The organism is Streptomyces sp. DH12, from assembly GCF_020873895.1.
Lineage (GTDB): Bacteria > Actinomycetota > Actinomycetes > Streptomycetales > Streptomycetaceae > Streptomyces.
This window is the reverse complement of the sequence record NZ_JAHWGT010000044.1, coordinates 40494-56344: the sequence shown is the minus strand read 5'-3', so window position 1 is coordinate 56344 and position 15851 is coordinate 40494. Positions and strand designations below refer to the sequence as shown.

The window sequence follows — 15851 nt, the reverse complement described above, 5'->3', positions numbered from 1 at the left end:
GCGGGCCTCCGCACGCCCGCCCCGCCCCGCCACGGCGGCCCCGTCACCCCGACGCGCCACCCCGCGCGCCCCCCACCACCACACCCCGAGCCCCCGCCCGACACCCCCAACACGCAGACGCACAGGCCCAGTTGCCGAAAGCCCGACCCCTCGCCCCCCGTCCCGCCCCCGCGACCCCCGGCAGGTCCCCTTCCCCCACAGGGACACCGTGTGTTCACTTCTCCCCTACCGGGGGCTCGCCGCGCGCCGGCACGGAACGGGCGCCCACCATGTCCGTTGTGCGGTCCGCACCTACGAGTGGGAGGCGCCCATGGCCGGAAAGCGAGCCGCGAGGTGATCGCGGCGGTCGGCCACACCGACCTGACCCCGGAGACCCTGGCCCTGGTCGAGGAGGAGCTGCGCAGCCGGCTGGCACACCTGGAGGAGGACGCCACCGGCCTGGTACGCGTCGGCGCGGGACTGCCCGTGGCGTTCGGCCGGGCCGTCCGCGAGGCGGGCCGCAGCCTGGTCGTCCTGCTCCCGGCGCAGGGCTCGGTACCGGCCGTACTGCCCCGCCGCGACCGCCCCGCGGCCGGCGAACTCCTCCGCCTCGCCGAGCAGATGCGGCTCATGCCGTACGACCCGGAGGGCCGTGACGCGTGCGTCGGCGCGGACGAACGCATGATCGCCACGAGCCGCCACCTCCTGGCGGTCTGGGACGGCTCCCCGTCCGACGGCCGCGACGCGACGGCCCACCTCGTCGCCTACGCCCGCTCCCGAGGCATCCCGGTGGACATCATCTGGCCCCCGGGCGCCACCCGCCGGCGACCCACCGGGGCCGCCCTTTCCTGATCACGCCCCGCGCCAGGCGGCGAGCGGGTCCTCCGGCCCGTACGCCGCGTGGAGCCGGGAACAGGTGGTCCCGTTGCGCGACACCGCCACGCGTGGTGTCGGTTCGTCGGTGATCGCGGCACGGTGCTTCTGCAGCGCCGCGAGATCGTGGCTGTCGAACGCGGAGTTCTCCAGCCATCTGATCGAGCCGAGGAAGAGCAGGTCCTTGGCCACCGGCTGGCGGTCGGCGCCCACCAGGTCGATCTCCACGTCATTGCTGCGGGTCCAGTACCCGCCGATCGCGGAAGCGGAATGCAGGAGCCCGTCCGGCAGGAGACGGGCGACAATTTCCCGGGCGAGGGGTTGGATCGCACGCCCCCGCAGCTCGTCCACTGCTCCTTGATCCGGATCAGTGCGAGATCGTATCGCCAGGAAAACCGTCCCTCTTGATACCGCCCTGCCCCTCCCGACCCGCTCTGCGGCAGGAAGCGACGGCCCGCGCCACGCCATGCGTCTCGGTCATTGGCTGATCGGCGCCCTTACGGCTCGGTCCCGCCTCGTCGATCCTGCTGCCGGACCAAGGGGAGGGCCATGGCGGCGGCACGGAAGCGGCGGGTGTCGGCTGCGCGGAAGCGCCGTCGGCAGCGACTCGGTATCGGCGCTGCGACCGGATGCGTGGGCGCCGTCGTACTGGCGGCGTTCTGGAGCGCGATCTGGCCCTACCTCCTCGGTGCGCTCCTCCTCGGCGGCGCCGCCGGCGGAGGGTGGTGGCTGTGGCGCACCGACCGGCTCCTCAGGGGCGGCGACCGGCGGTGGCGGCACGACGAGGCGGTGAGGGCCGGGCACCGGACGCTCGCACAGGTCGACGCGATGACGGGGACGGAGTTCGAGGAGTTCGTCGTGGAGCTGTGCCGGCGCGACGGGTGCACCGACGTGCGGAGGGTCGGCGGCTCACACGACAACGGGGCCGACGTCCGGGGGTGCCTGCCCGACGGGCGCAGCATGGTGATCCAGTGCAAGCGGTACGCGCCCAGGAGCAGGATCCCCAGCCGCGAGGTGCGCGACCTGCTCGGAGCGAAGGTGCACTTCAAGGCCGACGTGGCGGTCTTCGTGGCCACGACGTACTTCAGTGGCCCGGCCGAGCGGTTCGCCGCGGAGAACGACGTGCTCGCCGTCCACCGCGACCACCTCGGGCTGTGGAACAACGGGGCCTCGCTCCTGTCGCTCAGCGCGGTGAACGGCCTCGGGCAGGGAGACCGGCGGCACCGTCAGCGCTGGAAGGAGACGTACGAGTAGAAGCGTCGCCCCGGCGGGCGGCCGTGGCCCCGGGGACTGCTCCCACGTACGACGAAGGGCCCCACTGCGAGCAGTGGGGCCCTTCGACATCGTGCCCGGTGAGGCACTGGCGGAGGATACGAGATTCGAACTCGTGAGGGGTTGCCCCCAACACGCTTTCCAAGCGTGCGCCCTAGGCCTCTAGGCGAATCCTCCGCCGGGAACATTACATGACTCCCGGGGGTGCTCGCGAACTCGTTCGCCGGGCGGGGGATCGGGTACGCTGGGCGCAGCCCCTCACGTGGCGCTATCTGACTGAACTCCCCCAGGGCCGGAAGGCAGCAAGGGTAGGTCGGCTCTGGCGGGTGCGTGGGGGGCGCTTGCGTGGGCGGGCCGGGTGCGTGTGGTGCTGGTCTCGGGGCGGGCCGGTTGTCGGCGGGGCCCGATATCGTCGTAAGGGTGTCGTCCCTCGCGCTGTACCGCCGCTATCGACCCGAGACCTTCGCCGAGGTCATCGGGCAGGAGCATGTCACCGACCCCCTGCAGCAGGCGCTGCGGAACAACCGGGTCAACCACGCGTACCTGTTCAGCGGGCCGCGGGGCTGTGGCAAGACGACCAGCGCGCGCATCCTGGCCCGCTGCCTGAACTGCGAGCAGGGTCCCACGCCCACGCCGTGCGGGGAGTGCCAGTCGTGTCGTGACCTCGCGCGGAACGGGCCGGGTTCGATCGACGTCATCGAGATCGACGCCGCGTCGCACGGTGGTGTGGACGACGCCCGCGACCTGCGGGAGAAGGCGTTCTTCGGGCCCGCGAGCAGCCGGTACAAGATCTACATCATCGACGAGGCCCACATGGTCACCTCCGCGGGGTTCAACGCCCTGCTGAAGGTCGTGGAGGAGCCGCCGGAGCACCTCAAGTTCATCTTCGCGACGACCGAGCCCGAGAAGGTCATCGGGACGATCCGGTCGCGTACGCACCACTACCCCTTCCGATTGGTGCCGCCCGGCACGCTGCGCGAGTACCTGGGCGAGGTGTGCGGGCGGGAGGCCATCCCGGTCGAGGAGGGCGTGCTGCCGCTGGTCGTGCGGGCCGGCGCCGGGTCCGTGCGTGACTCGATGTCCGTGATGGACCAGCTCCTCGCCGGGGCCGGCGAGGAGGGCGTGACGTACGCCATGGCCACCTCGCTGCTCGGCTACACCGACGGGTCGCTGCTGGACGCCGTCGTGGAGGCGTTCGCGACCGGGGACGGCGCGGCGGCCTTCGAGGTGGTCGACCGGGTCGTGGAGGGCGGCAACGACCCGCGCCGGTTCGTCGCCGACCTGCTGGAGCGGCTGCGGGACCTGGTGATCCTCGCCGCGGTGCCGGACGCCGTGGACAAGGGCCTCATCGAGGGGCCGGCGGACGTGGTCGAGCGGATGCTGGCGCAGGCGTCGACGTTCGGCGCGGCCGAGTTGAGCCGCGCCGCCGACCTGGTGAACACCGGCCTGACCGAGATGCGCGGCGCCACCTCGCCGCGGTTGCAGCTGGAGCTGATCTGCGCCCGCGTGCTGCTGCCCGCCGCCTTCGACGACGAGTGTTCGGTGCAGGCCAGGCTGGAGCGGCTGGAGCGCGGCATGCACGTCCAGGCCGCCGGGCCCGGGCCCTCCGTCGGGTACGTGCCGGGTCCGGGCGCCCACCAGCCCGACGCGGTCGGGCCGGGGCAGGGCGTTCCGGCGGCCGTTCCGCCCGGTGGCGGTGCCGCGGCCGCGCGGGCGGCCGTCCGCGGGGGCGGCGCCGACGGCGGTCCCGGTGGCCTCAGCGGTGCCGCTGGCCCCGGTGGGCCGGGCGGTGCCGCTGGCCCCGGTGGGCCGAGCGGTGTCGGTGGCCCCGGTGGTGAGGGGGCGGGGGCCGGGTCCGTACCGGCCGCCGCCGCGGCTCACGCCGTACCGCCCACGCCCGACGCGCCCGTCGCGCCCCCCGCCCCGGTCGCCCCCGCGCCCCAGGAGCCGCCCGCCGCCGCCCCGGCCGCGCAGGCCGCGGGTTCCCGCGCCCCCGGTGCCTGGCCGAGCGCCGCCGCGCCCGGCGGTCCCGGCGCCGGTACGGGTGCCCCCGGCGGCCGGCAGCCCGGCGCCTGGCCCTCCGCCGCCGCGCCCGGCCAGGGCCGCCCCGCCCCGCAGCAGGGCCACCAGGGCCAGGCGGGCCACGCCCCCCAGCAGCCGCACGCCCCCCAGCAGCCGCAGGCGCCCGCCGCCCCGCCCGCCGGGGCCCACGCCGAGCCGGCGGCGGCCCACGGCGCGGTCCAGGTCCGCAACATGTGGCCCTCCATCCTGGAGGCCGTCAAGAACCGCCGCCGCTTCACCTGGATCCTGCTCAGCCAGAACGCCCAGGTCGCCGGGTTCGACGGCACGACCCTCCAACTCGGCTTCCTCAACGCCGGCGCCCGGGACAACTTCGCCGGCAGCGGCAGCGAGGAGGTGCTGCGGCAGGCGCTCGCCGAGCAGTTCCACGTCAACTGGAAGATCGAGGCGATCGTCGACCCGTCCGGCGGCTCCGGCCCGGCGCCCTCGGCCCCGTCCTCCCCCCACGGCGGCCACGGCGGCCGCCCCGCCGCCCCGGCCCCGCCCCCGCAGCCCGGCCCGCAGTCCCCGCCCGCCGCTGCCCGCCCCGCCCAGCAGCCGTCCGCCCCGCCGCAGGTACCGCAGGGCCCGCAGGGGCGGTCCGGTCCGTCCTCCGGACCCGGCGGGTACGAGCCGCCGCGACCGGCCGGACCCCAGCCGGTCGCGCCCGAGGACGACGTACCGGAGGAGGACGATCCGGACCTTGTCGACTCGGCGCTCTCAGGTCACGAGCTGATCGTCCGGGAGCTCGGCGCCACGGTGGTGGAGGAATACACGAACGAGTAGGGGGCCCCGCCTCGGCGGCCCGCACAAAGGGCCCGCCGCGCGCCGGGCTACCCTGGCTGGCGTGAAGGTCCTCGTCATCGGCGGCGGCGCCCGCGAACACGCCCTGTGCCGCTCCCTCTCGCTCGATCCCGACGTCACCGCTCTGCACTGCGCGCCCGGCAACGCCGGAATCGCGGAGGTCGCCGAGCTCCACCAGGTCGACGCCCTCGACGGCGCGGCCGTGGCCCGCCTCGCCACCGACCTGGGGGCCGACCTGGTCGTCGTCGGCCCGGAGGCACCGCTCGTCGCCGGGGTCGCCGACGCCGTGCGCGCGGCCGGCGTCCCCTGCTTCGGCCCGTCCGCGAAGGCCGCCCGGCTGGAGGGCTCCAAGGCCTTCGCCAAGGACGTGATGGCGTCCGCCGGCGTGCCCACGGCCCGCAGCTACGTCTGCACGACGCCCGAGGAGATCGAGGAGGCGCTGGACGCGTTCGGCGCCCCGTACGTCGTCAAGGACGACGGCCTCGCCGCCGGCAAGGGCGTCGTCGTCACGGGCGACGTGGAGCAGGCCCGCGCGCACGCCCTCTCCTGCGAGCGCGTGGTCATCGAGGAGTACCTCGACGGCCCCGAGGTGTCCCTCTTCGCGATCACGGACGGCACGACCGTCCTCCCGCTCACCCCCGCCCAGGACTTCAAGCGGGCCCTCGACGGCGACGAGGGCCCCAACACCGGCGGCATGGGCGCCTACTCCCCGCTGCCGTGGGCGGACCCGAAGCTGGTCGACGAGGTCATGGCGACCGTCCTCCAGCCGACCGTGGACGAACTGCGCCGCCGCGGCACGCCGTTCTCCGGCCTGCTGTACGCGGGTCTCGCGATCACCTCGCGGGGCGTGCGGGTCATCGAGTTCAACGCCCGCTTCGGCGACCCCGAGACGCAGGTCGTCCTCGCCCGGCTCAGGACGCCGCTCGCGGGCGTCCTGCTCCACGCGGCGAACGGCACCCTCGACACCGAGCCGCCGCTCACCTGGCGCGACGAGGCCGCCGTCACCGTCGTCGTCGCCGCGCACGACTACCCCGCCACCCCGCGCACCGGCGACCCCGTCACCGGCCTCGACGAGGTCGCGGAGCGGGACGCGCCGCACGCGTACGTGCTGCACGCCGGCACCCGCCGCGAGGGTGACGCGGTCGTCAGCGCCGGCGGGCGCGTCCTGTCCGTCACCGCGACCGGCGAGGACCTGGCGCAGGCCAGGGAGCGGGCGTACGCCGCGGTCGGGCGGATCCGCCTGGAGGGCTCCCAGCACCGCACGGACATCGCCCGTACGGCCGCCGGGCAGTAAACCCGTTCGAACCCCGAACCGTCTTCAGCCTTGGTCAAAGCCATTCCATCGAGTGACGACTCACCCATCCGGATGACGCCTGCCGATGCCCCAACTAGGGTGCCGCGCAGGCGTTCCGGCACTTGGCCCACCGGCATTGCGATGTCAGTGGCGGGTGTCACAGTGGGGGAGTGAGCAGAACCGTCGCAGGCGTGGAGGGGGTGACGTAAGGCCGTGTTCGGGTCCGGATCCGACAGGGAAGGCGTGGGCGTCCCGCGTGCCGGTGGTGCGCTGGGCGAGGAGCGCGGCGCGCGCGCGGCGCACGCCCTGGCCGTCGCCGTGCTCCGGGTGCGCGGCCGTGCGCTGGCCGTCGCCCTGCTGCCGGCCGCCGTCGCCGTCGTGCTGCTGACCGGTGGTGCCACGGGCCGGCTGGCGGGCGGCGGCTGGGACGTCGCCCGGTGGGTGGTGTCGGGCCTCGCCGCGGCCGTGCTGCTCGGCGCCGCCGCCGTCGGCACGGTCATCGCGCGGGCCCGCCCGGCGCTCACGCCGACCGTCGAGATCACCGAGGCATCGGCCCCGGACCTGTACCGGCTGGTGCGCGACCTCGCGTCGCGGCTTTCGGTGCCCGCGCCGTCGGCGATAGCGCTGACGCCGGACTGCGACAGCTGGCTGGAGGACCGCACCCACCGGGCGCACCGCGTGCCCGGCCGCCCGCACGGCCCGTCGGACGCGACTCCCGTGCTGGTCATAGGGTCGCCGTTCCTGTGGTGGATGCGGGTCGGCGAGCTGCGGGCGGTGCTGGCGCCGGTCGTGGCGGGCACGGGCGCGTCCGCCGACCCCGACATAGCCGCGGCCCGCCGGTTCGTACGCGGGCTGGACGCGGCGGTGGCCCTGCCCGACCGGCCGGGGCTCGGCGCGCTGCCGCGGCTGGGCGCCCGGGGCGTGGGCGCGGTCGCGCGGCTGCTGCTGCGGGCCGTGCGCGGCCCCGCCACCGAGATGGAACGGGCCGTCGCGACGGCGGCGTCGGAGCGCGCGCAGGCCGTGGACTACGGCCTGCGGATCGTCGCCCAGGAGCAGGTCGGCCTCGCGTACGCGGGGTGGGACCGGCTGCTGACCCGCGTCGCGCTGCCCGCGTGGCGGATGGGGCGCTGGCCGTCCCGGCTGGACGCGGGCGTCGTCTCGGCGCTCACGGAGCTGTCCCGCCGCGACCGGCTTGCCGAGGGCTACACGACGCGGCTGGGCGAGCGGCCCGCGTGCGACCTGCTGGAGGAGCCCGGCCTGGTGGACGAGGCGACGTCCCTGCTGGCCGCCCGCCTCTTCCACGGCGGCCCGGCCGTACCGGGCGCCGACTGGGCGCCGGTGGACTGGCAGCGGTACCCGGACGAGGTCGTCGACCGGAAGTGGCGCACCGAAGCCGCCCGCCTCCACCGCGCCCTCGACCGCCTCGACGGACTCGGCGCCCACCCGGGCGACCCGGACGGCACGTCGGAGGGCCCCACCCTCGCCCGCGTCCTGCGGCACCTGTCGACGGCGGACGACGGCGACACTCTGGCGGCGGCGATCAGCGCGGAACTCTCCCGCGAGGAGTCGGCGCTCCTGCGCGAGGACTCCACCCGCCGGCCCCCGTCCGCCGACCCCTCGTCCGTCAGGCCCTCGCCCGACGGCCTCCCGTCCGACGAACCCTCGTCCGACGGCCTCCCGTCCGACGGCCTCCCGTCCGACGGGCCCTCGCCCGGGAGCCCCTCGTCCGACGGGCCCGCGACCCACCGGCCGACCACCGGCGCCGCCCCCGACCCGGCCCCGGGCGGCAGGGCAGGTACGGCAGGGGCCACCCCCGGCCCGGCCGCCACCGCCGGCCCGGCCGCCCCCGGCCCGGCCGCCGCCTCCGACCCGGCTACCGCCCCCGACCCGGCCGCGCACGTCACCGGCGGGCCGGCAGCGCAGGACCCCGCCGCCGGAACCGCTCCCGAGCCGACCGGCCACGGACAGGCGGCGACCCGATCCGGTCAGGTCGTGGCGTCCGCGCACAGCGGGAGCGCGTCCGAGACCGCGCGCGCCGGAGACGCGACCGGGCCCGCCCCGTACATCTGGGGCGGTGACGACCTGCCGCTGCTGCCGCTCCAGCCGCCCCGCACGGACCGCGAGCTGCTCGCCGACCACGTCACGGCGATGGTCTGCTGCGCCGCCGTGGACACCGCGGGTGCCGCGCCCGGGTTGGACTGGCTGGACGGTCCGGTCCTGCTGCTCGGCGAGGAGGGCGGCAGGCAGCGCGCCGACGTGGCCGACGGCGTCCTCGCGCTCATAGAGGACGCCGACCCCGAGCCGCTGCGGAGCTGGCTCACCGCCGTGGGCGCGCGGCCGGAGAAGCCCGTACGACTCGTCTGACGCCTGCGGCCGGCCGGCTGCCCCTCTGCGGTCGCGGTCGCGGTCGCGATTGCGGCTGCGGCGGGGGCGAGCGCGGCAGCCGAGGTGCCGGCGCGGCACCCGTCCGGAGGCCCGCCCCGGGTCCGCCTCTGCGGAGTGCGCGGTTCCGTTCACGTCAATCCACGACGACCGGTGACGGAGTGCGTGCGTTATGTGATGTGCTGGGGACCGGCGCTGAACGCGTCGGGCCATCGGAGCCGGGGGAGTTGAGGGAGGGGCGCGGCATGGGGGCGGAGCACGTACGGAGGTGGGAGTCCGGGGCGCTCGCCCACGCGGCCACCGACCCGTTCGGTCAGGGGCCGCTGCCCTGGCTGCGCGGCACCGAGCAGTTCGTCGACGAGAACGGTCACCTCACCGCCTGGTACGCGGAACAGCCCCCGCTGTCCTCCCACCCCCGCCCGTCCGCGGGCCGGGGCGGCGGTCCGCGCGCCGCGGACGACGTCCACCTCCAGATCAAGGGCTACGCCTCGACGGGCGCGGTCGCCCCGGGGGAAGCGGTCGACTTCCACGTCACGGTCGACCCGCCCCAGCAGTTCTCGGTGGACGTCTACCGCGTCGGGCACTACGGCGGAGACGGCGCCACCAAGATCACCACCAGTCCGCGCCTCTCCGGCATCGTCCAGCCGCCGCCGCTCACCGCCGACCGCACCGTCTCCTGCCACCACTGGTGGCTCTCGTGGCGGTTGCAGGTCCCGTCGTACTGGTCGACCGGCGCGTACGTGGCCGTGCTCACCACGGCGGACGGCTACCGCTCCCACATCCCCTTCACGGTCCGCGACGCCCACCCGGCGGACCTGCTGCTGGTCCTCCCGGACCTGACGTGGCAGGCGTACAACCTCTACCCGGAGGACGGCCGCACGGGCGCGAGCCTGTACCACGCGTGGGACGCCGACGGGCGCCTGCTCGGCGAGGCGGACGCCGCCGTCACGGTCTCCTTCGACCGCCCGTACGCCGGACAGGGCCTGCCGCTGCACGTCGGCCACGCCTACGACGTCATCCGCTGGGCCGAGCGGTACGGCTACGACCTCGCCTACGCCAACGCGAGCGACCTGCACGCCGGCCGCGTCGACCCGACCCGCTACCGGGGCCTGGTCTTCCCCGGCCACGACGAGTACTGGTCGGTGCCGCTGCGCCGGGCCGTGGAGGCCGCCCGCGACGCCGGCACCTCCCTGGTCTTCCTGTCGGCCAACTCCCTGTACTGGCAGGTCGAGCTGTCCGCGTCGCCCCCCGGCGTGCCGGACCGCCTGCTCACCTGCCGAAAACGGCGGGGCCCGGGCAGGTCGGCGCTGTGGCGGGAGGCGGACCGCCCCGAGCAGCAGTTGCTCGGCATCCAGTACGGGGGCCGCGTCCCGGAGCCCGCCCCGCTGGTCGTGCGGAACGCCGAGCACTGGCTCTGGGAGGCGACCGGCGCCGGCGAGGGCGACGAGCTGCCCGGCCTCGTCGCGGGCGAGGCCGACCGCTACTTCCCGCGCACCGCCCTCCCCGCCCACCAGCGGCGCATCCTGCTCGCGCACTCCCCGTACCGGGACGCGGACGGGGCCGTCCGGCACCAGGAGACGTCCCTGTACCGGGCCCCCTCCGGCGCCCTCGTCTTCGCCTCGGGGACGTTCGCCTGGTCACCGGCTCTGGACCGGCCGGGTCATGTCGACCTCCGCGTCCAGCGCGCCACGGCGAACCTGCTGGACCGCATCTGCAAACGGGACTAGAACGTCCCTGCACCCTGGCCACGGCCCGTCCCGCCGCGTGCGGGAGAATCGGAACCGATCGGTCAGAACCACGGGGAGGAACCGTGTCCGGATTCGTAGAAAAGCCCGAGCCTCTTCAGGTGCCGGGCCTGGTGCATCTGCACACCGGGAAGGTGCGCGAGCTGTACCGGAACGAGGCGGGCGACCTCGTGATGGTCGCCAGCGACCGCATGTCCGCGTACGACTGGGTCCTGCCCACGGAGATCCCGGACAAGGGGCGCGTGCTCACCCAGCTCTCCCTGTGGTGGTTCGACCGGCTCGCGGACCTCATCCCCAACCACGTCATCTCCACGGAGCTGCCGGAGGGGGCGCCCGCGGACTGGGAGGGCCGCACGCTGGTCTGCCGTTCGCTGCGGATGATCCCCGTGGAGTGCGTGGCCCGCGGCTACCTCACCGGCTCCGGCCTGGTCGAGTACGAGGCGAACCGCACGGTCTGCGGGCTCGCCCTGCCGGAGGGGCTGGTCGACGGCTCGGAGCTGCCCGCCCCGATCTTCACGCCGGCGACGAAGGCCGCCGTCGGCGAGCACGACGAGAACGTCTCGTACGAGGAGGTCGCCCGCCAGGTCGGCGCCGAGACCGCCGCGCAGCTGCGGCAGTCGACCCTCGCCGTGTACAGCCGGGCCCGGGACGTCGCGCGGGACCGGGGGATCATCCTCGCGGACACCAAGTTCGAGTTCGGCCACGACGAGCAGGGCGGCCTGGTGCTGGCCGACGAGGTCCTGACACCGGACTCCTCGCGCTTCTGGCCGGCCGCCGAGTGGGAGCCGGGCCGCGCCCAGGCGTCGTACGACAAGCAGTTCGTGCGGGACTGGCTGACGTCCCCGGCCTCCGGCTGGGACCGCCGCAGCGAGCAGCCGCCCCCGCCGCTGCCCGCCGAGGTGGTGGAGGCGACGCGCGCCAAATACGTCGAGGCGTACGAGCTGCTGACCGGCACGGCCTGGTAGCGGCGGCGGTACCCGACCGGCGCGGACGCACCCCGCGGGGCGCGCCCGCGCCGGTGCCGGTCGGTCCGGCCCGCGCCGGGCGGTCGGCCCTGCTCGCGGGAACGCCGAAGGCCCCGGTCTGATGACCGGGGCCTTCGCACTTGAGCGGACGACGAGATTCGAACTCGCGACCCTCACCTTGGCAAGGTGATGCTCTACCAACTGAGCCACGTCCGCATGCGCCGTAGCGCGAGAACCACTATACCCAACCTCGCTCGCGTGCGAGACGCACCGCGGCATGACGGTTCTCGGTGCCGAGCTTCGAGACGGCGGAGGAGAGGTAGTTGCGGACAGTCCCGGGGGAGAGGTGGGCCCGGCGGGCGATCTCCGCGACGGGGGCGCCGTCGGCGGCGAGTTCCAGCACCTCGGCCTCGCGCGCGGTCAGCGGGGAGTCGCCCGCGGAGATCGCGTCGGCGGCCAACTCCGGGTCGACGTAACGGTTCCCGGCGTGCACGGTGCGGATGATCTCGGCGAGCCGCTGGGCGCTGACGGTCTTCGGGACGAACCCCCGCACTCCGGCCGTGAGGGCGCGCTTGAGGTGACCGGGGCGGCCGTGCCCGGTCACGATCATGGTCTGGCAGCCGGGCAGTTCGGCCTGGAGCACTGTGGCGACCCTCACACCGTCGGCGCCCGGCATCTGCAGGTCCAGCACCGCCACGTCGGGGCGGTGGACGCGGGCCATGGCGAGCGCCTCCGGGCCGGACGCGGCCTCGGCGACGACCTCCAGGTCCTCCTCCAGCCCGAGGAGGGCGGCGAGCGCGCCCCGGATCAGGTGCTCGTCGTCGGCGAGCAGCACCCGTACGGTCATCAGCGGACCCCTTCCACGTCGTCCCGCCGCGCGGGGTGAACCCCGCCGGCCGCCCCGCCCCGGCCGCCGGGTCCTGCAACCCCGACCGCGCCGCCGGGTCCTGCAACCCCGACCGCGCCGCCGGGTCCTGCAACCCCGACCGTGCCGGCGGCCTCTGCCGGCCCGACCGTGCCGGCGGCCTCTGCCGGCCCGACCGTGCCGGCGCCCCCCGCCGACCCGACCGCACCGGCGCCCCCCGCCGACCCGACCGCACCGGTCGCCCGGTGAGCCCCGGCCCCGCCGGCCGCTCCGGCCGCCGGCCGGGGAGCCCCCGCCCCGCCGATCACCGCGGCGGCGGCCGCGCCCGTGGCGGCGCCGAGCGGTACGCGGGCCGTGACGCGGAACCGGCTGCCGCCGTCGACCGGCCCGGCCTCCAGCACGCCGTCCAGCGCGGCGAGCCGCTCCCGCAGCCCCGCCAGCCCCGAACCGGGCGCCTCCGGTACGCGGCCCGCCCCGGCACCCCCAGTCCCGGCACCGCCCGGCACCCCGGCACCGCCGTCCGTTCCGGCACCGCTCACCCCCGAGCCGCCCGGCACCCCCGAGCCGCCCGGCACCCCCGAGCCGCCCGGCACCCCCGAGCCGCCCGGCACCCCCGAGCCGCCCGGCCCCCGCGACCCGCCCGACCCCCCGGGCCCCGGCGGTGCCGTCACCACGGCGGCGCCGTCGTTCTCGATGACGAGCACCGCGCGGTCACCCCCTGCCGGTACGGTCACCGACACCTCGCAGAGCCGCGCGTCACCGTGCCGCAGGACGTTCGTGGTGGCCTCGCGGACGACCCAGGCGAGCGCCGACTGCACGGGCGCGGGCAGTGCCGCGTCGGCGTCGCGCACGTCGACGCGGCAGGTGATGCCGGCGGCGGCCAGCACCCCGCGCGCGCCCTCCAGTTCGGTGTGGAGGTCGGCGCCCCGGTAGCCGCGTACGACGTCGCGCACCTCCCGCTGGGAGTCCCGGGCGATGCGCTGCACCTCGGCCATCTCGGTGACGGCGCGGTCGGTGGCGCCGCGCCGGGCGAGTTGGACGGCGAGCTCGCTCTTGAGGGCGATCACCGACAGGTTGCGGCCCATGACGTCGTGGAGGTCGCGGGCGAACCGGAGCCGTTCCTCCGTGACGGCCAGCCTCGCCTGGAGCCGGTGGGCGGCGTCCAGTTCCCACACGGCCCGCAGCAGCCAGCCGGAGAAGCCGCTGGTGGAGGCGAAGACCACCGTCCCGAACGCGCTGGAGAGGGTGATGCCGACCACCGCGGTGGCGGACAGCCCCATGGCCAGCGCGAGCCCCGCGACGCCGCCGATGGCGACGACCGTCAGGGCGAGCAGGTGGCGGGCGCGCAACGAGCACAGGGCGAGGGCGCCGACGCCCCAACTGACCATTCCGGCAGCGATGTACATCGTCATCTGGAGGTCGGCGAGGGGGCCCACCCGCCGCTGGGCGAGCACGGTGACGCAGCCGATCACGGTGAGCACGGCGACGGCGGCCATGAGCCGGTGCGGTCGCTCACGCCGGCCGAGCTGCCAGCTGAGGGCCCACGACGCGAGGACGCCGACGAGCACGGTCTGCACGACGACCAGCAGGAACAGCCAGCCCCCGACGGGCCCCACCTGCATGGCGAGGGCCAGCGCCGGCAGCCCCGAGATGAGCAGCGTCGCCGCGGCGAGCCCGTGGTAGGTCCACCGCGTGTACAGCTCGACCTTCTCCGGATTGCTCCTGCGGCTCCACCAGCCGGTCAGTCCAGGCATGGTCCCGTCTCCCCCGTCCCGCTCACGTCCCGCTCAGTGGCGCGGCTCCCACCGGAACCACCGCCGCACAGCAAACACCGACACCGCCGTCCAGACCAGGGCGGTCACCGCGGCCCGTACGAGCTCCCCCGCGTCGCCCCCGCCGAGCCACCCGGCCCGTACGAGCTCCACCACGCCGGTCAGCGGCAGCAGCGCGCACACGTCCTGCACCCGCTCCGGGAACACCTCCACCGGGAGGAACAGGCCCGAGCCGAACGCCGACACCAGGAACAGCGGCATCGTCGTCAGCTGGGCGCTCTCCACGGTCCGGGTGACGCGCGCGGTGACCGCGGCGAGCGCGGCCAGCAGCACGATGCCGACGAGCAGGCCCGCCACGAGCAGCTCCGGCCGCCGGGGCGCCCGCAGGTCGAGGAACGCCACCGCCGCCCCCACCATGATCAGGCACTGGGCGAGGGTGAGCGCCACCGAGGGCAGCGCGGTCCCGGCGAGGATCTCGGCGTCGGTCGCCTCGCCGGTGCGCAGCCGCTTCAGGACGAGCTCCTCGCGGCGCGCGACGTACGCGGGGACGAGGTTGAGGTAGACGACGATGACGAGGACCATGCCGAGGCCGCCGGTCATCACCGCCTCCAGCACGGTCAGGCCGCTCTTCTCGGCGCCGACCCGGTCGACGCTCATCCCGATCGAGCCGACCATCAGCAGTGGCATGAGGAGGGTGACGAAGAGGGAGGTGCGGTTGCGTACGAGGAGGGTCAGCTCGGCCCGCGCGAGGGCGCCGAGCCGTCCGGCCGCCGTGGTCCCGGGCCGCCCGTGGGCGGTGGTCGCCGTCATGTCACACCCCTGCCGTGTCGGTACGGTCCGCGTGGCCCCCGGCGGACCGCGCTATCTCCAGGAACGCCTCCTCCAGGGAGGCGGACCGCGCGTCGAGCCCGTCGAGCCGGACGTCCTGGTCCCGGGCCCAGCCGAGCAGCTCGGTGAGCGCCTGCTGGAGGTCGTGGGTACGGATCTCGATGCGCCGCGCGCCCTGTCGCGCGGCGCGCAGCGACAGCGGAAGCCGCGCGGCCGGCACGCCGGCGGGCAGGTCGAAGCGGATCCGGGCGGGCCGGGCGGCGGTGACCTCGGCGGGTGTGCCGGAGGCGACGACGCGGCCGCCGTGCATGATCGCCAGCCGGTCGGCGAGGGCTTCGGCCTCTTCCAGGTAGTGCGTGGTGAGGAGCACGGTCGTGCCGGTCTCGCGGAGCCGCCGTACGAGGTCCCAGGTGTCGCGGCGGCCCTCGGCGTCGAGTCCGGTGGTCGGCTCGTCGAGGAACAGAACGTCGGGTCGGCCGAGCAGGGCGAGCGCCAGGTCGAGCCGGCGTCGTTCCCCGCCGGAGAGCTGTTTGACGCGGACGCGGGCGCGGTCGGTGAGGCCGACCATGTCGAGCGCCTCGCCGGTGGGCCGGGCGCCGCTGGTGCACCCGGCCCACATGCGGACCGTCTCGGTGACGGTCAGGTCGGACGGGAAGCCGCCTTCCTGGAGCATCACGCCGATGCGGGGCCGCACGGCGGCGCGCTGCCGGTACGGGTCGTGCCCGAGCACCCGGACGCGGCCGCCGTCGGGGGCGGCGAGCCCTTCGAGGAGTTCGACGGTGGAGGTCTTGCCGGCGCCGTTGGTGCCGAGGAGCGCGAAGATCTCCCCGTGCGGTACGGCGAAGGTGATGCCGGACACCGCCTCGAACCCCCCGGCGTACCGGCGGCGGAGCCCTTCCGCCTCGATGGCGGGCCCGTCGTCGGGGCGGTGTCCCGGGCCCGGCTCGCCGCGGGGCCGCCGGCCGGGTCCGGGGCCGGGTCCGGTGTGGTCGTCGCTGGTCATGGTTCCAGGCT

General features: G+C 75.7%; 11 protein-coding genes, 2 tRNA genes, 1 other RNA gene and 1 pseudogene. 8 read left to right on the top strand and 7 right to left on the bottom strand.

Going from position 1 to position 15851, the window contains the following annotated elements; genetic code table 11:
- Positions 1–333 precede the first annotated feature (333 nt).
- On the top strand, positions 334–831 hold the full coding sequence (locus LPA54_RS29235; protein ID WP_228983364.1) for a hypothetical protein: 498 nt from the start codon (positions 334–336) through the stop codon (positions 829–831).
- On the opposite strand, the pseudogene LPA54_RS29230 reads toward LPA54_RS29235, so the two are convergent.
- Positions 832–1238 (bottom strand): annotated as a pseudogene (locus LPA54_RS29230) (ATP-binding protein); the annotation flags it as partial. It lies immediately after the preceding gene.
- A gap of 247 nt (positions 1239–1485) precedes the next feature.
- Between LPA54_RS29230 and LPA54_RS29225 the strand changes: the two are divergent.
- Positions 1486–2106 (top strand): restriction endonuclease, encoded by a 621-nt coding sequence (locus tag LPA54_RS29225; protein ID WP_228983361.1) that lies wholly within the window; start codon positions 1486–1488, stop codon positions 2104–2106.
- Positions 2107–2213: 107 nt separating this feature from the next.
- Here LPA54_RS29225 and LPA54_RS29220 read toward each other — a convergent pair.
- Positions 2214–2301 (bottom strand) — tRNA-Ser (locus tag LPA54_RS29220).
- 72 nt (positions 2302–2373) lie between these two features.
- On the opposite strand from LPA54_RS29220, the gene ffs reads away from it, so the two are divergent.
- From ffs to LPA54_RS29190, 6 genes are all read left to right on the top strand, one after another.
- An RNA gene (gene ffs / locus LPA54_RS29215) (signal recognition particle sRNA small type) lies at positions 2374–2472 on the top strand.
- A gap of 72 nt (positions 2473–2544) precedes the next feature.
- Entirely contained in the window at positions 2545–4968 is a 2424-nt protein-coding gene (locus LPA54_RS29210; RefSeq protein WP_228983359.1) for a DNA polymerase III subunit gamma and tau, read from the top strand.
- A 61-nt stretch (positions 4969–5029) separates the two neighbouring features.
- Positions 5030–6280, top strand: coding sequence for a phosphoribosylamine--glycine ligase (gene purD, locus LPA54_RS29205; protein ID WP_228983355.1), 1251 nt, complete (start codon positions 5030–5032; stop codon positions 6278–6280).
- Between the two features lie 243 nt (positions 6281–6523).
- Positions 6524–8644: a hypothetical protein gene (locus LPA54_RS29200; protein ID WP_228983351.1), complete on the top strand. Its 2121-nt coding sequence runs from the start codon at positions 6524–6526 to the stop codon at positions 8642–8644.
- Positions 8645–8907: 263 nt separating this feature from the next.
- Entirely contained in the window at positions 8908–10389 is a 1482-nt protein-coding gene (locus LPA54_RS29195; protein ID WP_228983348.1) for a N,N-dimethylformamidase beta subunit family domain-containing protein, read from the top strand.
- A gap of 83 nt (positions 10390–10472) precedes the next feature.
- Positions 10473–11372, top strand: a complete 900-nt coding sequence (locus tag LPA54_RS29190) for a phosphoribosylaminoimidazolesuccinocarboxamide synthase (protein ID WP_228983345.1) — start codon at positions 10473–10475, stop codon at positions 11370–11372.
- A 143-nt stretch (positions 11373–11515) separates the two neighbouring features.
- Here the strand turns inward: LPA54_RS29190 and LPA54_RS29185 are convergent.
- The 5 genes from LPA54_RS29185 to LPA54_RS29165 form a co-directional block, all read right to left on the bottom strand.
- A tRNA-Gly gene (locus tag LPA54_RS29185) sits at positions 11516–11588 on the bottom strand.
- A gap of 22 nt (positions 11589–11610) precedes the next feature.
- Positions 11611–12219: a response regulator transcription factor gene (locus LPA54_RS29180; protein ID WP_228983343.1), complete on the bottom strand. Its 609-nt coding sequence runs from the start codon at positions 12217–12219 to the stop codon at positions 11611–11613.
- Complete coding sequence (locus tag LPA54_RS29175) at positions 12219–13991, bottom strand: sensor histidine kinase (RefSeq protein ID WP_228983339.1); 1773 nt, start codon at positions 13989–13991, stop codon at positions 12219–12221. The genes LPA54_RS29180 and LPA54_RS29175 overlap by 1 nt, the downstream gene beginning before the upstream one ends.
- Before the next feature lie 33 nt (positions 13992–14024).
- Entirely contained in the window at positions 14025–14819 is a 795-nt protein-coding gene (locus LPA54_RS29170) for an ABC transporter permease (protein WP_228983337.1), read from the bottom strand.
- Position 14820: 1 nt separating this feature from the next.
- The gene (locus LPA54_RS29165; protein WP_228983333.1) at positions 14821–15840 is read right to left on the bottom strand and encodes an ABC transporter ATP-binding protein; all 1020 of its coding nucleotides are present in this window, start codon (positions 15838–15840) and stop codon (positions 14821–14823) included.
- Positions 15841–15851 lie beyond the last annotated feature (11 nt).